Annotated in this window: 15 protein-coding genes; 8 read left to right on the top strand and 7 right to left on the bottom strand. The window is 73.9% G+C overall.

Translation table 11 applies throughout. From position 1 onward, the window contains the following. The first annotated feature begins 53 nt into the window (after positions 1–53). Both K304_RS0119275 and K304_RS0119270 read left to right on the top strand, forming a co-directional pair. Positions 54–950, top strand: coding sequence for a hypothetical protein (locus K304_RS0119275; protein WP_027765090.1), 897 nt, complete (start codon positions 54–56; stop codon positions 948–950). A gap of 36 nt (positions 951–986) precedes the next feature. Continuing rightward, positions 987–5,654 (top strand): hypothetical protein, encoded by a 4,668-nt coding sequence (locus K304_RS0119270; RefSeq protein ID WP_027765089.1) that lies wholly within the window; start codon positions 987–989, stop codon positions 5,652–5,654. Here the strand turns inward: K304_RS0119270 and K304_RS29980 are convergent. Continuing rightward, complete coding sequence (locus K304_RS29980; RefSeq protein ID WP_037791148.1) at positions 5,608–5,925, bottom strand: hypothetical protein; 318 nt, start codon at positions 5,923–5,925, stop codon at positions 5,608–5,610. The genes K304_RS0119270 and K304_RS29980 overlap by 47 nt on opposite strands. Before the next feature lie 257 nt (positions 5,926–6,182). Here K304_RS29980 and K304_RS0119260 point away from each other — a divergent pair, with 257 nt between their 5' ends. The 4 genes from K304_RS0119260 to K304_RS0119245 are packed head-to-tail and all read left to right on the top strand — an operon-like array spanning position 6,183 to position 10,210. Continuing rightward, positions 6,183–8,735, top strand: a complete 2,553-nt coding sequence (locus K304_RS0119260; RefSeq protein ID WP_027765088.1) for a nitrate- and nitrite sensing domain-containing protein — start codon at positions 6,183–6,185, stop codon at positions 8,733–8,735. Further along, complete coding sequence (locus K304_RS0119255; protein ID WP_027765087.1) at positions 8,732–9,166, top strand: roadblock/LC7 domain-containing protein; 435 nt, start codon at positions 8,732–8,734, stop codon at positions 9,164–9,166. The genes K304_RS0119260 and K304_RS0119255 overlap by 4 nt, the downstream gene beginning before the upstream one ends. 26 nt (positions 9,167–9,192) lie before the next feature. Beyond that, the gene (locus K304_RS0119250; RefSeq protein ID WP_027765086.1) at positions 9,193–9,594 is read left to right on the top strand and encodes a DUF742 domain-containing protein; all 402 of its coding nucleotides are present in this window, start codon (positions 9,193–9,195) and stop codon (positions 9,592–9,594) included. Then, complete coding sequence (locus tag K304_RS0119245; RefSeq protein WP_027765085.1) at positions 9,575–10,210, top strand: GTP-binding protein; 636 nt, start codon at positions 9,575–9,577, stop codon at positions 10,208–10,210. Before K304_RS0119250 ends, K304_RS0119245 begins: the two co-directional genes overlap by 20 nt. 14 nt (positions 10,211–10,224) lie before the next feature. On the opposite strand, the gene glpK is transcribed toward K304_RS0119245, so the two are convergent. The 4 genes from glpK to K304_RS0119225 form a co-directional block, all read right to left on the bottom strand. Then, a complete protein-coding gene (glpK, locus tag K304_RS0119240) occupies positions 10,225–11,739 on the bottom strand; it encodes a glycerol kinase GlpK (RefSeq protein ID WP_027765084.1) in 1,515 nt (504 codons plus the stop codon). Between the two features lie 16 nt (positions 11,740–11,755). After that, positions 11,756–12,490 carry an MIP/aquaporin family protein gene (locus K304_RS0119235; protein ID WP_037791144.1) on the bottom strand — a complete coding sequence of 245 codons (735 nt, stop codon included), beginning with the start codon at positions 12,488–12,490 and terminating at the stop codon, positions 11,756–11,758. Between the two features lie 156 nt (positions 12,491–12,646). Further along, positions 12,647–13,456, bottom strand: a complete 810-nt coding sequence (locus K304_RS0119230; protein WP_027765082.1) for a M15 family metallopeptidase — start codon at positions 13,454–13,456, stop codon at positions 12,647–12,649. A gap of 113 nt (positions 13,457–13,569) precedes the next feature. Continuing rightward, positions 13,570–15,939: a glycoside hydrolase family 31 protein gene (locus tag K304_RS0119225; protein WP_027765081.1), complete on the bottom strand. Its 2,370-nt coding sequence runs from the start codon at positions 15,937–15,939 to the stop codon at positions 13,570–13,572. Between the two features lie 279 nt (positions 15,940–16,218). On the opposite strand from K304_RS0119225, the gene K304_RS0119220 reads away from it, so the two are divergent. Beyond that, positions 16,219–18,240, top strand: coding sequence for an acetoacetate--CoA ligase (locus K304_RS0119220; protein ID WP_027765080.1), 2,022 nt, complete (start codon positions 16,219–16,221; stop codon positions 18,238–18,240). Between the two features lie 107 nt (positions 18,241–18,347). Next, the gene (locus K304_RS29970; RefSeq protein WP_037791141.1) at positions 18,348–19,229 is read left to right on the top strand and encodes a hypothetical protein; all 882 of its coding nucleotides are present in this window, start codon (positions 18,348–18,350) and stop codon (positions 19,227–19,229) included. Between the two features lie 18 nt (positions 19,230–19,247). Here K304_RS29970 and ptsP read toward each other — a convergent pair whose 3' ends face one another. After that, positions 19,248–20,918: a phosphoenolpyruvate--protein phosphotransferase gene (gene ptsP / locus K304_RS0119210; protein WP_027765079.1), complete on the bottom strand. Its 1,671-nt coding sequence runs from the start codon at positions 20,916–20,918 to the stop codon at positions 19,248–19,250. Between the two features lie 5 nt (positions 20,919–20,923). After that, positions 20,924–21,373, bottom strand: a complete 450-nt coding sequence (locus K304_RS0119205; RefSeq protein ID WP_027765078.1) for a PTS glucose transporter subunit IIA — start codon at positions 21,371–21,373, stop codon at positions 20,924–20,926. Positions 21,374–21,886: the final 513 nt, after the last annotated feature.

Genomic DNA, 21,886 nt, shown 5'->3' with positions numbered 1-21,886 from the left:
CACCCCGGCCGACCACGCGGCCGCAGCCGAGCCACCACAGGAGCTGACCACCCGTGACCGACCACGGCGCTCACCACGAGGCGCCGACCTCCGCTCCCGAGAGAGACGAGTTCGCAGCCCGCCCGGCGGCCGTGACCCCGGCGGACGCCGCCGACGCCGCACGGCTCGTCTCCTTCGGTCTGCATCCCAAGCTGCTGCCGGCCCGCGACGCCGAGTACGCCGAACTGCTGCGGCGCTACCGCGACGAGCCGCCGTTCGCCCGCCTCGCCGACGCCGTCGCCACCGGGCTCGGCCTGGTCGTCCTCGAGGTGTCCACCCGCGCCGGCATGGCCGTCGCCGCGGCCGAGGACTCGGTGTTCGCCGTCCGCATGGGCGACTACGCCCGCCGCGCCACCGCCGACTCGGGCGACCGGTTCCTGCACGGGCTGGCGCACCTTGCCGTGGCGGCCATGGCCTTCCCCCGCCCCGACGACCTCGCCGACGACGGATACATCGGCCGGATCACCGTCAACGGCGTCGACGCCTTCGTCCGGCAGGCGTGCCGCCGTCTCGAGGAACGCGCCGCGGAGGCCGGCGAGAACACCGACCCCGCCACCGGCACCCCCGGCCTGGAGGCCGCCTGGCGGGTCTACGCCCGCCGCAGCGCCACCGGCGCCACCAAGGACGCCCGCCGCCTGGCCGGTTCCACCACGGGCATCATCGCCAAGGCCGTCACCTTCCTCGTCGACTCAGGCTTCCTCCAGCGCACCGGCGACGAGTCCGGCGGCACCTACCGCACCACCGCCCGCTACCAGCTCCAGGTACGCGACATGGCCGGCAGCGCCGCCATGGCCGAACTCCTCGAACTCGGCGTCGTCCCCGTCTCCGACGGCAGCGCCTCGCTGGTGCCCGCGGACGACGGCGACGACCTCGAACTGTCCGCCGACGCCGGCCTGCCCTTCCACTCCTGACCTCCCCGAACCGACCGAGAAGAGCCCCGCACACCCATGTACGAGCTGTCCCGGATCCGCCTCTACTCCATCGGTCCCGCCGGTGCGCGCTACGCAGACACCGTCCTGGACCTGCGCGGAGTCGGTGCGCCCGTGCCCACCCCGGCGCCGGCCCAGGCGGACTTCTTCGAGGACGACCCGGTCGGCCCGCCGCGCCGCCCGGCGCCCGCCGGCGTGCTCTTCCTGGAGAACGGGGGCGGCAAGTCGGTCCTGCTCAAACTGATCTTCTCGGTCATGCTGCCGGGCCACCGCAACACCCTCGGCGGCGCCAGTTCCGGCGTGCTCCGCAAGTTCCTCCTCGCCGACGACTGCGGCCACGTCGCCCTGGAGTGGCAGCACACCCGCACCGGCGAGACCGTCGTCGTCGGCAAGGCCAGCGAATGGCGCGGCCGCCAGGTCTCCGGCGACCCGCGTAAGTTCGCCGAGGCCTGGTACTCCTTCCGCCCCGGTCCCGGCATGAGCCTCGACTCCCTCCCGGTCGCCGAGTCCTCCGCCATGCGCCCCGCACGCGAGGGCGCCTCCACCGCCCGGGGACGTCGCCGCACCATGAAGGGCTTCCGCGACGTCCTCACCGAGACCGGCAAGGCCTACCCCAACCTCGACGTCCACTGGGAGGAGATCCACGAACGCTGGAACGAGCACCTCACCTCGCTCGGCCTCGACCCCGAACTCTTCCGCTACCAGCGCGAGATGAACGCCGACGAGGGCGAGGCCGCCGGACTCTTCGCCGTCAAGAACGACTCCGACTTCACCGACCTGCTGCTGCGCGCCGTCACCGACACCCGCGACACCGACGGGCTGGCCGACCTCGTGCACGGGTTCGCCCACAAACTGGGCCGCCGCGCCGAGCTCACCGCCGAACGCGACTTCACCGCCGGCTCCCTCGATCTGCTCCAGCGCATCGCCGACGCCTCCGGGGAACGGCAGCGCGCACGCGACGTGCACGCCGGCGCCGAGCGTCGAGCCCGTACCCTCGCCCGCCGTCTGCACGCCCGCGGCGCCGCCGAGCGCGGCGACGCCGCGGCACTCGCCGAGCAGGTCGGCACCGCCGAGGCCGCCGTCACCGACGCCGAACGCTCCCGGCACCGCGCGTCCCTGGTGGCCGCCGAGCTCGCCTACCGGCACGCCTCCCTCGCCCTCGCCGCGGGTGAGAAGGCCGCCGCAGCCCAACGCCGTGAGCTCGCCGACGCCCGTACCCTGCACGCCGCGTGGCAGGCCGCCGAAACAGTCCTCCAGCACCGCGCCGCCGCCGACCGGATCACCCGCGTCGCCGCCGCCATCCGCGACGCCGAACGGGACGCGGCTCCCGCCCTCGCCGCACGCGCCGACGCCGCGGCCGCTCTCGTCCGGGCCCTGCACGCCGCCGCCCAGGACTCCGAGGAGTCCGCCGCCGCCCACGAGGAGCGCTCCGCCACCCTCCAGCATCAGAGTGAACGCGCCCACCGCGACGCCACCGCCGCCGCCACCTCCGCCGAACGTGCCCGCAGCGAGAGCGACCACCTCCGTCAGCGCCTCGCCGAGGTCGAGCAGGAGACCACCGAGGCCGTACGCGCCGGCTGGCTCGACGACTCCACGCCCGACGCCGACCCCGCCCGCGCCGCCCTCGCCGCCAGCGACGCCGAGAAGCAGGCCGTCGCCGCCTGGGACACCGCCCGGGAGGCCGCTCGGCGCGCCGCCGATCAGGCACGCGAGACCGCCGCCGAGCACGCCCGCGCCGAACTGGCCGCCGCCCGCGCCGCCGACGCCGCCGAAAACGCACGCTCCGCCCACGCAGCGGAGGAACGTGCCGCCGCCGCCCTCGGCACGGCGCCACGACTCGCCGACCTCCTCGGCCTGCCCGCGGCTCCCGCCGACCCCGCGCAGACCGGGCTGCCCGCCCAGCGCGGCAACCGCCCTGCCGCCGACCCGCCCGCCGGCCCCGAGGACCGGGACACGCCGCTCACCGCCGAGGAACTCGACCGCAACGCCGACACCCTCGCCGGACTCCTCGACGACGCGCTCGCCACCGCGGAACGCCACCTGTTCGACCTGCGGACCGCCGCCGCCGAGGACTCCCGCATGCTCGGCGCCCTCGGCGACGGCGGGCTCCTCCCCCCGGGCGCCGACGTCACCAGCACCGTCGAGTTCCTCGGCGAGCACGGCATCCCCGCCCTGCCCGGCTGGCGCTACCTCGCCCAGGCCGTCGACCCCGCCGACCACGCCGCCGTGCTCGCCGCGCGTCCCGAACTCGTCGACGGCGTCGTCATCACCGACCCCGGCAGCCACGCCCGGGCCCGCGAAGTGCTCGCCGGAGCATCCCTGCTGCCCCGCTCCGCCGTCGCCGTCGGCACCGCGGCCGCACTGCTCGCCCCCACCCCCTCGCCGCACACTGCGGACCCCGACCGCGACCAGGTGTTCCTCGTCCCGCCCAACCCGGCCATGCACGACGAACGCGCCGCCGACGACGAACGGCGGCACCTGCGGGCCCGCGCCCAGCAGCGCGACGAGGAGATCCGCACCCGGGCAGCCCGCCTCGGCGACGACCGCGCGCTGGCCGCCCGGCTCGCCTCCTGGCGCGCGGGCTGCCCAGCGGGCCGCCTTCCCGAACTCGCCGGCGAGGCCGTCCGCACCCGCGAGGCCGCCGACGCCGCACGGCGGCACCTGGAACGCAGCGCCACCGCCCGTGCGGAGGCCGAGGAGAACGCCGCCGAGACCGCCCAGGCGCGGGAGGAGACCCAGGAGCGGGCCCAGCAGGCCCGGCGCAGCGCCGACGCCCTGGCCGGCCTCGCCTTCCGCCTCCGCGAACGGGCGAAGTGGCAGGCGAGGCTCCGTGAACTCGCCGACGAGGCCGCCGAACCCGAGGGCGTCGCCGCCGACTGCCTGGAGCGCGCCCGCATCGCCGACGAGGACCGCAGGGCCGCGCAACGCGCCGCCGACGACGCCCACCGCACCGCCCGCGCGCTGCGCGCCGAACGTGCCGACATCGCGGGCGTGCCCGACGACCTCGACCTCGCCGCCGCACGCCCCGGCTCCTCCCTTCCCGCGCTGCGCGAGGCGTACCGCTCCGCCTCGCAGCTGTACGAGAAGGTGGGAGTGGGCACCGACCTGCGTGCCGAACAGGCGCGCGCCGAGGGCGACGAGAGTTCCGCCCTCGCCGCCCTGGAGCGGCTCACCAACAAGGTCCGCAACCGCGCCGCGCAACTCCTCGACGGGCCCGAGGGCGCCGACGGCCCGTCCCGCCAGTCCGCGGCCGCCCGCGCCGAGGCACACGTCCAGCTGCTGGAGACGCGCGCCTCGGGCGCCAGCGAACAGCTCGGCAGGCTGCGCGGCGAGGCCGAACGCCTCGCCCCCGCCGACGGCGGGACCCACACCGAGCTGCCCGACGCGCGGGTGCCCGGGGACGCGGAGGCCGCGCAGTCGCTCCTGCGCGCGGCCAACGCCGAACTCGCCGCCTGCGACGACGCCCTGGCCACCGCGCGCGAACGCCACACCGAGTTCCTCCGCGCCCACCGCGCCGCCGAGGAGGCCACCGAAGCGTTCGACGAGACCGCCGCGATGCTGCGCGACCTGCTGCGCGATCCCCAGTACGCCGAGACCCCGGCCGACGAGGCGCCCGACCCCTACCCCGGCTCGCCGTCCGACGCCCGGCATTCCGCCGCCGAGGCGCGCCGCTCCCTGCGCGGCTGCGCCGCCGACCTGTCGACCGCGGAACAGACCGTGCGCGAGGCAGGCGACGTGCTGGTGCGGCACGCCAACTCCACACGCTATGAACAGGTCCGCACCCCCGCCCGGCAACAGATCCGTGAACTGCCCGCCGCAGCCCTGCCCGACCATGCCGCCGCCTGGGCCGAGGCGTTCGCGCCCCGCCTGCGCGTCCTCACCGACGAACTCCAGCAGCTCGAACGCAACCGGGACGGCATCGTGGACCGGCTCCGCGGCCTCACCGAGTCCTCCCTCGCCACCCTCCGCTCGGCGCAGCGCCTCTCCCGGCTCCCCGAAGGGCTGGGGGAGTGGTCCGGGCAGGAGTTCCTGCGCATCCGCTTCGACGACCCCGACCAGGCCACCCTCACCGAACGCCTGGGCGAGGTCATCGACGAGGCCACCCGCGCCGCGGTCGCGAAGAACTCCGACCTGCGACGCGACGGCATGACCCTGCTGCTGCGCGGCGTCCGGGCGGCTCTCCAGCCCCGCGGCGTGTCCGTGGAGATCCTCAAGCCGGACGCCGTGCTGCGCGCGGAACGCGTACCGGTGGGCCAGATGGGCGACGTCTTCTCCGGCGGTCAGCTGCTCACCGCCGCCATCGCGCTGTACTGCACCATGGCGGCGCTGCGCAGCAACGACCGCGGCCGGGACCGGCACCGGCACGCCGGCACCCTGTTCCTCGACAATCCGATCGGCCGCGCCAACGCCACCTACCTGCTGGAGCTCCAGCGCGCCGTCGCCGACGCACTCGGCGTTCAGCTGCTCTACACCACCGGCCTCTTCGACACCACGGCGCTCGGTGAGTTCCCGCTCGTCATCCGGCTGCGCAACGACGCCGACCTGCGCGCCGGCCTGAAGTACATCAGCGTCGAGGAGCACCTGCGGCCCGGGCTGCCCCGGCCGCCGGAGGAGGGCGAGCCGGTGGTGCACGGCGAGGTCACGGCGACGAGGATGTTCCGGCGTCCGGCCGGTGACCGGGACTGACCGGCCGCCCACGCCGCGCCACACTGCTGGGCTCCGACACCACGCCGTGTCGCTGGACCCACACCTGACGGGTGATCCACACGTCCAGCGCGCTCCAGGTCGCCACCACGGTGCAGGCTATGGCGGCGAGTACCGCGGGGAACGCGAACCACACCCCCGCGAGCGAGCACAGCACGGCGATCACGACCAGGACCAGCGTCAGCGCGATGACCAGGACCGCCCGCACCGCTGCCGTACGCACCGGATCCGGCAACCGGGGCTTTGCGTACATGACTTCTTCACTCCCCCTCCACGCCGGGGTGCAAGCGCGACGATTCGCGCACTCCGCCGCCGCGACTTCCGCGCGTGGCCTGCGCCACAATCGTCCAGCATGCCGCAGGGCATCGACGGACAACTCCGGATGAGGCACCCTGTACCACCGGGTGATCGTTCGGACACACCTGCGAGCCCCTTCCGGGGTGGTAGTAGGCTCGCGCCGTTTGCTGATGAAACACGCCTCCGCGTGGAGGAGTTGACGTAGGGGAGGCCATGCGCTTTCGCGGCAAGTCGATCCGCCGGAAGATCGTGGCCCTGTTGCTCGTGCCGCTGGTGTCCCTCGTGTCGATCTGGGCGTTCGCCACTTATCTCACCGGCCGTGAGGCGTTCCACCTCCGCGCGACGTCCATCTCCATGGACGCCCTGAACGACCCCGTGCTGGAGGTGGTGCACGCCCTCCAGGGCGAGCGCCGCCAGGTCATGGTGCACCTCGCCGACCCGCGCCGCTCGGACGCCCTGAAACGGTTCGGGCGCGCCCAGCGCGCCACCGACCGCGCCGTCGGCGGGCTGCGTGCCACCGCGGGCCGCGACGACGTGCGCGGCGACCTCCAGCACGACACGCACGACCGGCTGGACGCCGTGCTCCGGGGACTGGACGGCCTGGGCGAACTGCGCCGCAAGGCCGGGAACAACACCCTCACCCGCGGCGGCGCCTTCCAGGGCTACAACGACCTGGTAGGCCCCTCCTTCACCCTCCTGACCTCCCTGCACGGCCTGCACGAGGAGCACCTCGAACAGGAGGGCAACGCCCTCGTCGGCGTCGCCCGGGCCCGCGAGTACCTGGCCCGCGAGGACGCCCTGTTGGCCGCGGCCATCGCGGCCGGGGAGATGACCAGCGGCGACCGCAGGGCGTTCTCCGACCGCATCGCCGAACGCAACCTCGCTCTCGAGACCAGCATCCAGCAGCTCCCCGCCGAGGACCGGGAGGCGTTCCAGGAGTACTGGGCCACCACCGACGGCCGCACCCTGCGCAGCTACGAGGACGCCGTCATCGCCGCGGGGTCCGGCGGCGCCACCGAGGTGGTCAACGCGCAGCGCTGGCAGCAGGCCACCGCGACCGTCCTGGACGACCTGGAAGACCTGCGGGCGCAGTCCCACCACCGCTACCACGAACGCATCCGTCCGGTCGCCACCGAGGTGTGGCTTCGGGCCGGCGCCGCCGGCGTCCTGGGCCTGGCCGCCGTGGTCGCCTCGCTGGTCGTCTCCGCGCGCGTCGGCCGCGGCCTGGTCCGCGACCTGAGCACACTGCGCAGACAGGCCAACGAGTCGGCCGGGGTGCGCCTTCCCAGCGTCATGCGGCGCCTGGCCGCCGGGGACCAGGTGGACGTGGAGACCGAGGCGCCGCGGCTGGAGTTCCCGCCGGACGAGACCGGCCAGGTGGGGCAGGCGCTCAACACCCTGCAGCGCGCCGCGGTCGAGGCCGCGGTGAAACAGGCCGACATGCGGCGCGGCGTCTCCGAGGTCTTCGTCAACCTCGCCCGCCGCAACCAGGTGCTGCTGCACCGACAGCTCACCCTGCTCGACACGATGGAACGCCGCACCGAGGACGCGGACGAACTCGCCGACCTGTTCCGTCTCGACCACCTGACCACCCGCATGCGGCGGCACGCCGAGGGTCTGGTCATCCTCTCCGGCGTCGCCCCCTCCCGTCAGTGGCGCAAGCCCGTGCAGCTGATGGACGTGGTCCGGGCCGCCGTCGCCGAGGTCGAGGCCTACGAACGCATCGAGGTACGCAGGCTGGCGCGGCTGGCCGTGGACGGCGGCGCCGTCGCCGACCTCACCCACCTGATCGCCGAACTGCTGGAGAACGCGACCGTGTTCTCTCCGCCGCACACCGGGGTGCAGGTGCTCGGTGAACGGGTCGCCAACGGCTTCACCCTGGAGATCCACGACCGCGGCCTGGGCATGCCCGCGGACGCCCTGCTCGATGCGAACCTGCGCCTCGCGGAGACCCCCGAGTTCGAACTCTCCGACACCGACCGCCTCGGCCTGTTCGTCGTCTCCCGCCTCGCGCAGCGGCAGGGCGTGCGGGTGTCGCTCCAGCCCTCCCCGTACGGCGGCACCACCGCCGTCGTCCTCATCCCCGCCTCCGTCCTCAGCGAGCCCACCGGTCGTGAGGGCGGACCGGAGACCGCGGCGGTGGCGAACGGCCGCCGCCCCCGCCCCAGGGCGCCGCTGGCCCCGGCCGGCACGGACTCCGGGCCGCTCGACGGACCCGTCGAACTCGAGGCGGCGCTCGCCGACGTCGACTCCCCGGACAGCGGCGGCGGTCTCTTCCGCCGCCCGGAACGCCCCGGGGGCCAGGACGCCGAGCAGCACCAGCAGGCCGCCGAGGACCCGGGCGCGGTGCGCGAGGACCCGTCCGCCGGAGGGTACGGAACCGCCCCGGAGGCGGCTCCCGGAACCGTTCCGGACGCAGGGCCCGACCCCGACCCCGCCGGGCTGCCCCGGCGGCGTCGCCGGACGCCCGTGCTGGTCTCCGACAACGGCCGGCGCGTCGAGGACGGCCCCGGCGGACTGCCCCGCAGGGTGCGGCAGGCCAGCCTCGCCCCCCAGCTGAAGGAGGTTCCCGCCCCGGAGGCGGACCGCTCCGCCCGGCAGGGTTCCGAGCCCGACGACCGGGACGCTGAGGAGGTGCGCAGCCGGATGGCCGCACTCCAGCGCGGCTGGCGGCGCGGACGCGAAGAGACCGACACGCCGCCCGGTGGCACACCCGCCGCGGACCCGGCACCCGAGACCGACCACCCGGAGGGGGAGGGGCGATGACCTCACCGAACGCGGCCGCACGGACCACCGGCGCCGGCGGTGAACTCAACTGGCTGCTCGACGAGCTCGTCCAGCGCGTGGGCAGCATCGACAAGGCCATGGTGCTCTCCGGCGACGGACTGCCCCGGGGCACCTCCGAAGGGCTCAGCCGGGAGGACGGCGAGCACATGGCGGCCGTGGCCTCCGGCTTCCACAGCCTCGCCAAGGGCGTCGGCCGGCACTTCGACGCCGGGGGCGTCCGGCAGACCGTGGTCGAGCTGGACGAGGCGTTCCTGTTCGTGACGGCGGCCGGCGACGGCAGCTGTCTCGCCGTGCTCGCGAGTTCCGAAGCCGACGTCGGCCTCATCGCGTACGAGATGACGCTGCTGGTCAAGAGGGTCGGCGTCCACCTGGGCACCGCTCGTCGCTCCGACCTGCCCGGCGCGCGCTGACCAGGGGCCGGACGGGGATCGGTGGCATGACCGAGCGCTGGTTCGACGAGGCTGCCGGGCCGGTGGTCCGCCCGTACGCCATGACGCGCGGCCGCACCCGGTGCAGCCCCGAGGCGGCACGGCTGGACCTCATCGCCCTCGTGATCGCCCGGACCGCCGGCACCGGGGCGGGCAGCCGGCACGAGGACGATCTGCACGACCCGGCCCTCACCCCCGAACACGTGGACATCGTGCAGATGTGCCGCCGCAGTCCGCTGTCGGTGGCGGAGCTGGCGACCGACCTCGACGTGCCGGTGGGTATCGTCCGCGTCCTGGTCGGCGACCTGCTCGACGCGGACCTGGTCCGCGTCTCCCGACCCGTACCTCCGGCCGAACTGCCGGACGAGAACATTCTCCGCGAGGTGATCAATGGTCTTCGGGCGCTCTGAACGCGACCGCGGCCCGGCAGCCGCTCCCACCGAGCCGGCCGCCCCCGCCGAGCCCGTGACGCTGAAGCTGCTGGTGGCCGGCGGCTTCGGCGTGGGAAAGACGACTCTGGTCGGTGCGGTGAGCGAGATCCGTCCGCTCCGCACGGAGGAGATGCTGACCGAGGCGGGCCGCCCCTACGACGACACGGCGGGGGTGGAGGCCAAGTCCACCACCACGGTCGTCATGGACTTCGGCCGGATCACCATCAACGACGACCTGGTGCTCTACCTCTTCGGCACGCCCGGACAGGACCGGTTCTGGTTCCTGTGGGACGAGCTGGCTCAGGGCGCGCTGGGCGCGGTGGTGCTGGTGGACACCCGCCGCCTGGGAGACAGTTTCGCCGCCGTCGACTACTTCGAACGCCGCGGGATCCCGTTCACCGTCGCCGTCAACTGCTTCGACGGCGCCGAACGCCACCCGGCGGAACGGATCCGGGAGGCCCTCGACCTCGACGCCGGGGTGCCGGTGATGCTGTGCGACGCGCGCGAGCGGGACTCCGTGCGCGACGTGCTCATCTCCGTGATCCGGCACGCGATGCGGGCGGCCGCCGCCGAGGAGGCCGCGACCGCCCGCTGAGCGCTCCGGGGGACTCAGCCCGCCGGCTCCTCCTCGTACCAGCCGAAGCTGCGTTCGACCGCCCGCTTCCAGTTGCGGTACTCCCGGTCGCGGACCGCCGCGTCCATCCTCGGCGTCCATTCCGCGTCCTGCCGCCAGTGCGACCGCAGCTCGTCCAGGTCGGACCAGACGCCGGTCGCCAGCCCGGCCGCGTAGGCCGCGCCCAGGCAGGTCGTCTCCGAGATCACCGGGCGGATCACCGGGACCCCGAGTACGTCCGCCTGGTGCTGCATCAGCAGGCCGTTGGCAGTCATGCCGCCGTCCACCTTGAGCGTGGTGATCTCCACGCCGGAGTCCTGGTACATGGCGTCGACGACCTCACGCGTCTGCCAGCTCGTGGCCTCCAGCACGGCGCGGGCCAGGTGCGCCTTGGTGACGTACCGCGTCAGGCCGGTGATCACGCCCCGCGCGTCGGACCGCCAGTACGGCGCGAAGAGGCCCGAGAACGCCGGCACGATGTACGCCCCGCCGTTGTCCTCCACGCTTTCCGCCAGCGTCTCGATCTGGTCCGCGGACGAGATGATGCCGAGTTGGTCGCGGAACCACTGCACCAGCGCCCCGGTGATGGCGATGGCCCCCTCCAGGCAGTACACCGGCCGCTCGCCGCCCAGTTGGTAGCCCATGGTGGTGAGCAGCCCGCTCTTGGAGGGCACGGGCCGGTTGCCGGTGTTCAGCAGGAGGAAGGAGCCGGTCCCGTAGGTGTTCTTCGCCTCGCCGACGCCGTAGCAGGTCTGACCGAAGACGGCGGCCTGCTGGTCGCCGAGCGCCGACGCCACGGGCACGCCCGCCAGCTGTCCGACGGCCGTGCCGTAGGTCTCCGACGAGGAGCGGATCTCCGGGAGGACCGCCTCCGGGATCCGCATCGCCTCCAGGATCGAGGAGTCCCACTGGAGGGTCTCCAGGTTCATCAGCATGGTGCGTCCGGCATTGGTCACGTCGGTCACGTGCACGCCGCCGTCGGGGCCGCCGGTGAGGTTCCAGATCAGCCAGGTGTCCATGGTGCCGAAGGCGATCTCGCCCGCCTCGGCGCGCTCCCGCAGCCCCGGCACGTTCTCCAGCAGCCACAACGCCTTGGGGCCGGAGAAGTAGCTGGCCAGCGGCAGGCCGGTGCGGTCGCGGAAGCGGTCCTGCCCCACGTCGCCGCCGAGCTGCGTGCACAGCCCGGAGGTCCGGGTGTCCTGCCACACGATCGCGTTGTGCACCGGCCTGCCGGTCTTGCGGTCCCACAGAACGGTGGTCTCACGCTGGTTGGTGATGCCCAGGGCGCTGAGCTGGTCGGCGCGCAGTCCGGCCTTGGCCAGGGCTCCTGCGACCACCGCCTGGACCTTGGACCAGATCTCGGTGGCGTCGTGCTCCACCCATCCGGGCTTGGGGAAGATCTGCTCGTGTTCACGCTGGTCGACGGCGACGATGGCGCCGCCGGAGTCGAAGATGATGCAGCGGCTCGATGTGGTGCCCTGGTCGATCGCTGCGACGAAGGCGTCCTTCATGGTCGCGTCTCCCTGCTCAGAAGGCGAGTGAGTAGATTCCGGCTCCCACCAGGCCGCCGATGACCGGACCGGTCACCGGAACCCAGGCATACCCCCAGTCTGACGTCCCCTTGTTGGGTATGGGCAGCACGGAGTGGGCTATTCGGGGGCCCAGGTCCCGGGCCGGGTTGATCGCGTAGCCGGTGGGCCCGCCCAGCGAGAGGCCGATGCCGACGACGAGCAGTGCCACGATCAGGACCGTGCTGCCCGAGCGGCCCAGCTCCTTCGTGACCCCGAAGGCCAGGATGGGCAGCACCAGGGCTGCGGTGGCGATGATCTCGGTGACCAGGTTGGTGACCGGGTTGCGCACCTCGGGGATGGTGGAGAAGTTGCCGAGGGTGGGCTGCGCGGTCTCGCTGTCGGCGTTCGCCGCGAACTGGGAGTAGTACGCGGCCCACGCCAGCACGGCACCGACGAAGGCACCGATGATCTGGGCCACGATGTAGAGCGGCGCCTTGCTCCATTCGCCGCTCTCGGCCGCGACGGCGATGGTCACGGCCGGGTTGATGTGACCTCCGGAGAGGGGCAGCGCGGTGTAGGCGCCGGCGAGCACCCCGAATCCCCAACCGAAGGCGATGACGATCCAGCCGGCCCCGTTGGCCTTGGAGAATCTCAGGTTGACCGCGGCGCACACGCCCGCGCCGAACAGGATCAGGATGGCCGTGCCGATGATTTCGCCGACGAAGATGTCCCCGTTGCTGAACTGGTCCACTGCGGCTCCAATCGACCAAGCGCCCGGGGCGGCTGCCCCGGGCGCGTGTGCAGGTGGGTCGTGCCAGGTGCGACGAGCGTGACGGCAGTGTTCAACCGGACCGAAGGGTCGTCAAGGTCGCCTACAAATTCACTCGTTCGAGTGAGCGTGTCGGCCTCAGCGGTGACCGGTCACCGAGCGGTGAGAGACAGGGAAGTCGAAGTAGTCGTCCGGGAACGTCTCCGGCTGGAAGGTGTAGTGCCACCACTCGTTCGGGTAATTGACGAATCCGAACTTCTCCAGGCCGCGCTTCAGGAGCAGCCGGTTCGCCCGCTGCTCGCCCCGGATCCGCTCGTCGAGCGTGTGCGACAACGTGTCGAAGCAGTCGTAGCCCGTCCCCATGTCCAGCGACGCGTCCGGGAAGCGTTCCTCCCGCGGTGCGTAGCACGGCACCAGCGGCTCGCCCGGCACGTAGGGCCGGGTCGGCTCCACCGGCAGCCGCACCAGCGTCAGGTCCACCGTGCTGCCCCGGCTGTGCCCCGACTTCTCCGCGATGTAGCCGTCCTCGAAGAGCGAAGCCTTGTCCACCCGGGGATAGAACTCCTGCTTCATCCGGCGGTCGTCCAGGTCCTTCGCCCACTCCACGAAGTGGTCGACGGCGCGCTGCGGGCGGTAGCAGTCGTAGACCTTCAGCGTGTACCCCTGGCGGAGGAAGGCCCGCTGCGCCGAGCGCAGCGCCTTCGCGGCGTCCTCGGTGAGAATGCACATCGGCCACCGGTAGCCGTCGATCCGGTCGCCGACGAAGTTGTGCCGGGTGACGTAGCGGATGTCCTGGAGAATCGTCGGCGCGACCCGCCGCAGTGACACGAACGCGTCGGGAGCCTTCGGCTCCGGACGTGCGGCGGCGTGCGGCGCGGGCACCGCGGTGACCAGCAGCACCGCGGACGCGAGGCCCAACAGCAGGCGGAGCGGGGAGTGTCGGCGCATGCGCTCCTGCCTACCGCACCGCCGCCCCGCCGGGAAGAGCCCGCGCACCGGCGGGACGACCGGACGCGACCGCGCGAGCCGAGCGCGGCCCACCCCGGGCGAGGGCTCCCCCCTCAGCCGCGCACCCGGACCGGAAGGTCCACCCGGTTCCCGTCCTCGCCCGTCACCACCGTCCGGCCGGCGGCCTCCGACACCGTGAGCCGTTCCACCTCCGGCCGCGCCCAGGCGTCGGCCGGCTCCCGTATCAGCAGGCCGCTCCCGGTCCGCCCCGGCGGCGGCCGCCACACCTCCAGCGCCGTCCCGCCCCCCGGCACCGTCACCGGAACGGCCGCCCCCGCCCGCGCCAGCACCGGGACACGCTCCAGCGGCGCGTCCAGCACCACGGCGCGCCCGCCGTCGTACCGCACCCCGGTCGCCGTGTCGTACCAGCAGCCGCGTGGCAGCCGCACCGCACGGCGCCGCAGCCCCGCCTCCAGCACCGGCGCCACGAGCAGCGCGTCACCCAGCAGGAAGGCGTCGCCGCAGTCCCGCAGCGCCCGGTCGGCGCAATGGTGCCACCACAGCGGCCGCACGTAGGGAGCGCCCGTCCGCCGTGCCAGATGCGCCAGCGTCACCAGGTAGGGAACCAGCTCCTCCCGGCGCGCCGCCGCTGCCCGCACGGCCGCCAGAACCTCCGGGCCGTGGCCCCGCAGTCCGCGGTCCCCCGCCGCCCGCCCCCCATCCGGGCGGTCGCCGCCGCGGAACAACGGCAGGTACGCCGCCAGCTGAAAGCGCCGCACCAGCAACTCCGGTGACGGCCGGTCACGCTCGTCCCACGCCCCGGCCTCCGGCCCCGCGAACGGCACGCCGCACAAGCCGAGCCCGAGTACGGCCGCCAGCGAGGCCCGCAGCCCGTGCCAGTCCGTGACCGGGCCGCCGGCCGAGACGCCCCCGTACCGCTGGGAACCCGCCCAGCCCGCCTGCGACACCAGCAACGGCCGCTCCTGCGGACCCTGCTCGAGCAGGCCCGCCCAGCCCGCCTGCGCCATCGCGAGCCCGTACACGTTGTGCGCCTCCAGATGGGCGCCGCCGCGCCCCTCCAGGTCGTGCCGCACCCCCCGTGCCGCGTCCGCGTCCGCGAGGACGTGCGGCGACGCCGGCGCGTCGCCCTGGTGGCACGCCCCGGAGAAGCCCTCGCCGACGAGCCCGGAGTACAGGCCGCCCCACCACTTGCGCACGCGCGAGTCCGTGAAGTCGGGGTACACCGACGCCCACGGCCGCCCTCGGCGCCGCACCGTGCCGCCCCCGCCGTCCCGTACGAACGCGTCCAGCGCCGTGCCCTCCTCGTACAGCACATCGCCCGCCCTCTCCCACACCTCCGGCCGCACCGCTGCCGCGAGCCGCACCCCCTCCGCCCGCAGCTCCCGGGCGACCTCCCGCATGGCGGCTCCGGGCTCCCGGAAGCGCGCCCCGTCCGGAGTGGCGGCGCCCCCACCCCGTCCGGAGCCGTCGTCCGCAGCCAGATGCACTCCGTGCAACGGCAGCCCGTGCTCCCGGTGCGCCGAGACGGCTTCCCGCACCTCCCGGGGCGACGCGCCGGACGGCAGCACGTGCTGGTATCCCAGCGCCCACACCGGCGGCCGGGCCGGCGTGCCGGTCAGCGAGGCCCAGCCGCGCAGCAGCCGGGCCGGCGGTCCGGTGATCACCCAGTAGCGCAGCGGCCCGCCCGACATCCGCACCTCGCAGCGGGCGTCCCGGTCGTGTCCCGACCCGGCGCCCTCCTCCCCCTCCCGGAGCACCATCTCCCCGTCCCACGTCGCGTCGTGGAACACCAGGTGGCAGCCCACGTCCGCGACCACCAGCTGCACGGGCATCGTCACCGACGCGGCGCGCCCGCCCGCCCGGCCCACCTCCGCGTTCCACAACCGGTACGCGCCCGCCGGAAGCCGAGGACCCGACGGCGGGCCGCCGAGCCCGAAGAACCGAGCGTCCGGCGACACCCGCGAGTGCAGCACCCAGCGCCCCCCACCGCCCGGCTCCGTCTCCCACCAGCGCGGCGCCGCGTCCCGGCGCAGCACCACTCCGCCCGGCGTGCCCACCTCCACGGCACCCCGCCGCGAGACGGTGATCCGCAGCCGTTCCGACACCACCCGCCATCCGCCGTCGGTGTCCGGCTCCAGCACCGCGCGGGCGTCCGCCTCCGGGCAGCGGCCGCCCAGCGCGTACGACGGCTCCGGCGCCGCCTCGTCCCAGCCGCAGAACACGGCGCCGCCGGCTGCCACCCGCACCCGCAGCGCGGACCGCTCGAAACGGACCAGGCCGCCGCCCGGCCTCGGCTCGGCCCCCACGACCTCGCCCGGCACGCGCGCCCGTTCCCGCGACCCGGCCACGAAGCCACCCGCGTCTCCGCCCCGCCGCAGCGCCGACCGGACGGGACCCCACCGGCGGACCATTCCGACGACACCACCGACACCCGCAGACCGCACCCGGTCACGCCCCTTCATGCAGCTCAGCCTGCCACCAGCGGGCGCACCGGTCACCCTCGTTCAACAGCCGTTCACCGGCCGTCCGCCCCGCCGTCGCCCCCCACGGGCCCCGGCGCCGCCCGCCGTCGGCCCTGTGCCCACCTCACATGCCGCATACGCCCTTTATGGGGGCGTCGGCCCTGGTGAAGTGAACGATCACATGGCATCGTCCTGCTCAGCCGCCGCGTACGCGCACACACCCCGGCACGTGCGCGGACACGACGCCCACGAAGCGCAGAGAACCACGGGAGCCGCCACATGACCGCAGCGCACAGCAGTCCGCAGCCCGACACGCCCGCACCGCAACCGCTGTGGCGTCCCGGGCCGGAGCGGATCCGCAGCGCCGCCGTCACCCGCTTCCAGGAATGGGCCGCCGACCACCACGGCGCACCCCGGGGCCTCCCGGACGACCCCGAGGCGAGCTACGCCGCCCTCCACCGCTGGTCCGTCGAGGCCCTCCCGGACTTCTGGCGCGCCGTCGCCGCATGGTTCGACGTACGCTTCGCCACGCCCTACGACACCGTCCTCGCGGACGACGGGATGCCCGGAGCCGTCTGGTTCCCCGGCGCCACCCTCAACTACGCAGAGCACGCCCTGCGCGCCGGCGAGGACCCCGCCCGCGCCGACGAGCCGGCCCTGCTGCACGTCGACGAGACCCACGAGCCCGTCCCCGTCTCCTGGGGCGAGCTGCGCCGCCAGGTCGGCTCGCTGGCCGACCGGCTGCGCCGCCTCGGCGTCCGCCCCGGCGACCGGGTCAGCGGCTATCTCCCCAACACCCCGCAGGCCGCCGTCGCCCTCCTCGCCACCGCCGCCGTCGGGGGCGTGTGGACCTCCTGCGCCCCCGACTTCGGCGCCCGCAGCGTCCTCGACCGCTTCCAGCAGGTCGAGCCCAAGGTGCTGTTCACCGTCGACGGCTACCGCTACGGCGGCAAGGAGCACGACCGCACCGAGACCGTCGCCGAACTCCGCCGCGAACTCCCCACTCTCGAAGCGGTCGTCCACATCCCCCTCCTCGGCACCCCCGCCCCGGAGGGGACGCTGGAGTGGGACGCCCTCACCGCGGCCGACACCGAACCCGTCTTCGAGCAGGTGCCGTTCGACCACCCGCTGTGGGTGCTGTACTCCTCCGGCACGACCGGACTGCCCAAGGCCATCGTCCAGTCCCAGGGCGGCATCCTCCTGGAACACCTCAAACAGCTCGGCCTCCACTGCGACCTCGGCCCCGCGGACCGGTTCTTCTGGTACACCTCCACGGGCTGGATGATGTGGAACTTCCTCGTCTCCGGCCTCCTCGTCGGCTCCACCGTCGTCGTCTACGACGGCAGCCCCGGATACCCCGACACCGCCGCGCAGTGGCGCGTCGCCGAACGCACCCGCGCCACCCTGTACGGCACGTCCGCCGCTTACGTGATGGCCTGCCGCAAGGCCGACGTCCACCCGGGCTGGGACTTCGACCTGAGCACGCTGAAGTGCATCGGCACCACAGGCTCCCCGCTGCCGCCCGACGGCTTCCGGTGGCTGCACGACGCCGTCGCCGCGGACATGTGGATCGCCTCCGTCAGCGGCGGCACCGACGTCTGCTCCTGCTTCGCGGGCGCCGTACCGACCCTCCCCGTGCACATCGGGGAGCTCCAGGCCCCCTGCCTCGGCACCGACCTCCAGTCCTGGGACCCCCAGGGCAAGCCCCTCGTCGACGAGGTCGGCGAGCTCGTCGTCACCAACCCCATGCCGTCCATGCCCGTGCGCTTCTGGAACGATCCCGACGGCAGCCGCTACCACGACAGCTACTTCGACACCTACCCCGGCGTGTGGCGGCACGGTGACTGGACCACCCTCACCGGACGCAACTCCGTGGTCATCCACGGCCGTTCCGACTCCACCCTCAACCGGCAGGGCGTCCGCATGGGCTCCGCCGACATCTACGAGGCCGTCGAACGGCTCCCGCAGATCCGCGAGTCCCTCGTCATCGGCGTCGAACAGCCCGACGGCGGCTACTGGATGCCGCTCTTCGTGCACCTCGCGCCCGGCGTCACCCTCGACGACGCGCTGCGCGACACGGTCAAGCAGACCATCCGCGGCTCCCTCTCGCCCCGCCACGTGCCCGACGAGATCATCGAGATCCCCGCCGTCCCGCACACCCTCACCGGCAAGCGCCTCGAAGTCCCGGTCAAGCGCCTCCTTCAGGGCACAGCGCTGGAGAAGGCGGTCAACCCCGGCTCCGTCGACGACGTGGAACTTCTGAGGTTCTACGAACGCCTCGCCCGCGAACGCACGACCTGACCGGCAGGACGGCGGGCCGGCCCTCCCGGGGTTCCGGGGCCCGGCCCGCTGTCACACCCCACGATTACGGTGAGTCACGTTCAGTCTTACCGTCAGTGAGGGGGACCATGTCGCACACCCGAAGCCGCAGGCGACGCCGCCACCAGGCCCTGCGCACCGAGACGCCCAGCACCGTCGCCGTCCTGACCACGGAGACGGACTTCACCGCCATGCGCGGCTACCGCAGCTTCGCCTTCGACGACTACGCCGCCTACCTGCAGCAGGTCCAGGCCCTCCTCCGCCACCTGTCGGGACAGGGTCTCCACACCCGCGTCGCCCCGTTCGACCCCGACCGCTTCGCCGCCTACTGCCTGCGGGACGGCCTCGACCCGGACGCCCCCGTCAGCCGCACGCGCTACACCGCGGAGATCGCCGGCACCGGCCTCACGGTGCCCTACGACGGACAGCCCTGCCACGACCTGCTGCCCCTGCTCCGGGCCTGGCGCGCCCGGGACGCCGTGCAGGACGAAGCCGACCGCGTCCTGGACACCCTCGGCGGGGGCGAAGCCCCCCTGCACACGGCCGCCGAAGCGCTCGACGCCCTGCTCACGGCGCTCGGCGCCGGTACCCACCACCTGGTGTGCAGCGTCGACGGACCGCGCGCCCCGCTGCTGGCCGTCCTGCACACGGACACCGCGCCCGACGGCACCTGGGAGCTCGCCGAGTCCGACGTCCTGCTCTTCTGCTCCGTCCTCGCCGCAGGACTGGCCACCGGCTCGCCCGGCGGGCTCGTCACCCGCACCACCCCACCGGCCTGCCGCGGCGACCGCCCGAGCGAGACCGTGCGCGGTTGGTGTCTGCACCGCGGCTGGCTCGCCCCGCTCACCGAGGCCCAGGTGTTCAGCGCCTACTGCACACACGCCGAGACCGGCGAACCCGTGCCGCCCGAGCCCGGCGTCACCTACGCCGCCGGCGTCCCGCTGGCCCGCACCGCACCGGGTGGCGCATGAGCCCGCCTGGGCCGCGGGTCACTCGCCGGAGAGCACCGCGTGCGCTGCGGAGCGCGCCTGCTCCGCGGCGTCCGCGGCCCTCGCGGCCGAGGCGGCCCGCTCGCACTGCGCGAGCGTGTGCCGCGCCAGAGCCCCCCGAACGTACGGAATCGCCGATGCGCCCATGGACAGGCTGGTCACGCCCAGCCCCGTCAGCACGCACGCCAGCACCGGGTCCGCAGCCGCCTCCCCGCACACCCCGCAGCCCTTGCCCTCCGCGTGCGCGGCTTCCGCGGCCAGTGCGACCAGGTCCAGCAGCGCGGGCTGCCACGGGTCCTGGAGCCGCGACACCGCACCCACCTGCCGGTCCGCCGCGAACGTGTACTGCGCCAGGTCGTTGGTGCCCAGCGACAGGAACTCCACCTCCTGCAGCACCGACCGGGCCCGCAGCGCGGCCGACGGGATCTCCACCATCACGCCGCACTTCGCCCGCAGACCCACCGCCCGGCAGACCTCGGCGAACGCCGCCGCGTCGGCACGGTCGGCCACCATCGGGGCCATCACCTCGAGGTACACGGGCAGTCCCGCCGCAGCCCTGGCCAGCGCGGACAGCTGATCCCGCAGCACCTCCGGGTGGTCCAGCAGCGCGCGAACACCGCGGACCCCCAGCGCGGGATTGGGCTCGTCGGCCGGGGTGAGGAAACCGAGGGGTTTGTCGGCGCCCGCGTCCAGGACCCGTACCACGACGCGTCCCTGCGGAAAGGCCTCCAACACCTGCCGGTACACCTTCGCCTGGCGCTCCACGGACGGCGCCGCCGCACCGTCCTCGAGGAACAGGAACTCGGTGCGGAACAGCCCGACCCCCTCGGCTCCCGCCTCGACGGCGGCCTGCACGTCCGCCGGGCTTCCCACGTTCGCCAGCAGCGGCACCTTGTGGCCGTCCGAGGTGGCGCCGGGCCCGCTGACCGCTGCGAGCGCCGCCCGGCGCTCCCCGGCGGTCCGGGCCAGCATCGCCTGTTCCGCGTCCGAGGGGTTGACCGTCACCTCACCGGTGCTGCCGTCGACCGCGATGACCGTGCCCTCCGCCAGCTCGCCCGCGCCCGGCAGCGCCACCACGGCGGGCACCCCCAGAGCGCGGGCGAGGATGGCGCTGTGACTGGTGGGACCGCCCTCCTCCGTGACGAACGCGAGCACCTGCGTGGGGTCGAGCAACGCGGTGTCCGCCGGAGCGAGGTCCCGGGCGATGAGCACGAAGGGGTCGTCGCTGTCCGGTACCCCGGGCATGGGCACCCCCAGCAGCCGGGCCACGATGCGGTTCCGCACGTCATCGAGGTCGGCGACGCGACCGGCCACGTACCGCCCCGCCCCGGACAGCAGAGCCCGGTAGGCGGCGAAGGCGTCGTACACCGCCCGTTCCGCGCTGCTGCCCACGGTGATGCGCCGCTCCACGTCCGCGATCAGCTCGGGATCGCGGGCCATCATCGCCTGCGCCCCCAGCACCTCCTGTGCGTCACCGCCGGCGAGCTGGCCCCGCGCCTCCAGGTCCGCGGCGACGGCATGCGCCGCGGACCGGGCGCGCTTCTGCTCCCGGGGCGCCTCGTTCCGTCCGATCCGCTTCGCCGGGGGCTCCAGCACGGCGGTCCCCATGTGCCGCACCTCGCCGACGGCCAGGCCGTGGCTCACACCCACACCCCGCAGGGTCGCGTCCATCCCGCTCAGCTCCAGACGAAGAGGGTGGCACCGGAGGTGACCGTGCCTGCTTCCACCAAGCCCGTGAGGGAGCCCGTCGAGGCCTCGAGCGCGATCACGGGGGAGAGGGGCGACTTGCCGGCGCGCTCCACGGCTCCGGGGTCCCAGCGCACGATCGCCTGACCGCGCTCGACGGTGTCCCCCTTGGTCGCCACCAGCTCGAAGCCGTCGCCGTTGAGCTGCACGGTGTCGATGCCCAGGTGGACGAGGACTCCACGGCCCTCGGAATCGACCACCACGAAGGCGTGCGGATGCAGGGAGACGATGATTCCGTCCACCGGCGAGACGGCGACCGTGGGAGCTCGTCCCGGGTCCACCGCGGTGCCGGGACCGACCATCGCGCCGGAGAACACGGGGTCCGGTACGGCCGGCAGGCCGACAGCCCGCCCGGCCATCGGCGAGGTCACTGTGGTCATGGGAAGCCTCCCAGTACACGGTCTCGAGCGGGCCGCCTCCCCCGGCTCGAGCGAGGATGCGCCATCGTTCAGCAGGGTAAGTCATCGCCCGGCAGGACCGCTTGCGGCGCAGCGGGCGGGAAGGCGGACGGCGATTTGCCTCCGCCACGGCAGCGCTGTACTGTCGTCCCCCTGCTCGCAGCCGAGTGCGGCGGGCAGGTTTTCGACACACCTCCTCCTTTCTCTCGTAAAGAGTCGGGATGCCGCACGTCTGCGGCGGCCGAATTTCGGAACAGGGAAATGGTTCTGGTAGTGTCGGGGACACCGAAGGGAAGCGCCCGGAGGAGCCTGTGAAAGGGTTCCGATGGAAGCGTCCGTTCCTTGAGAACTCAACAGCGTGCCAAAAGTCAACGCCAGATATGTTGATACCCCGTCCCCCTGTTTTGTGGGGGCGTGGTTCCTTTGAAACACAACAGCGAGGACGCTGTGGATCGTCGGGTTATTCCTCCGGCGGTTCCGCTCTCGTGATGTGTC

It is taken from the genome of Streptomyces sp. CNS606 (genome assembly GCF_000426325.1).
The sequence above is the reverse complement of the archived record's forward strand: the minus strand, read 5'-3'. Positions and strand labels throughout refer to the sequence as shown.

Bases quoted from the DNA above. Each gene is read 5' to 3' on its own strand.
- K304_RS0119270 (WP_027765089.1), top strand. From the start codon at position 987: ATGTACGAGCTGTCCCGGATCCGCCTCTACTCCATCGGTCCCGCCGGT.
- K304_RS29980 (WP_037791148.1), bottom strand. From the start codon at position 5,925: ATGTACGCAAAGCCCCGGTTGCCGGATCCGGTGCGTACGGCAGCGGTG.
- K304_RS0119260 (WP_027765088.1), top strand. From the start codon at position 6,183: ATGCGCTTTCGCGGCAAGTCGATCCGCCGGAAGATCGTGGCCCTGTTG.
- K304_RS0119255 (WP_027765087.1), top strand. From the start codon at position 8,732: ATGACCTCACCGAACGCGGCCGCACGGACCACCGGCGCCGGCGGTGAA.
- K304_RS0119250 (WP_027765086.1), top strand. From the start codon at position 9,193: ATGACCGAGCGCTGGTTCGACGAGGCTGCCGGGCCGGTGGTCCGCCCG.
- K304_RS0119245 (WP_027765085.1), top strand. From the start codon at position 9,575: ATGGTCTTCGGGCGCTCTGAACGCGACCGCGGCCCGGCAGCCGCTCCC.
- glpK (WP_027765084.1), bottom strand. From the start codon at position 11,739: ATGAAGGACGCCTTCGTCGCAGCGATCGACCAGGGCACCACATCGAGC.
- K304_RS0119230 (WP_027765082.1), bottom strand. From the start codon at position 13,456: ATGCGCCGACACTCCCCGCTCCGCCTGCTGTTGGGCCTCGCGTCCGCG.
- K304_RS0119225 (WP_027765081.1), bottom strand. From the start codon at position 15,939: ATGAAGGGGCGTGACCGGGTGCGGTCTGCGGGTGTCGGTGGTGTCGTC.
- K304_RS0119220 (WP_027765080.1), top strand. From the start codon at position 16,219: ATGACCGCAGCGCACAGCAGTCCGCAGCCCGACACGCCCGCACCGCAA.
- K304_RS29970 (WP_037791141.1), top strand. From the start codon at position 18,348: ATGTCGCACACCCGAAGCCGCAGGCGACGCCGCCACCAGGCCCTGCGC.
- ptsP (WP_027765079.1), bottom strand. From the start codon at position 20,918: ATGGACGCGACCCTGCGGGGTGTGGGTGTGAGCCACGGCCTGGCCGTC.
- K304_RS0119205 (WP_027765078.1), bottom strand. From the start codon at position 21,373: ATGACCACAGTGACCTCGCCGATGGCCGGGCGGGCTGTCGGCCTGCCG.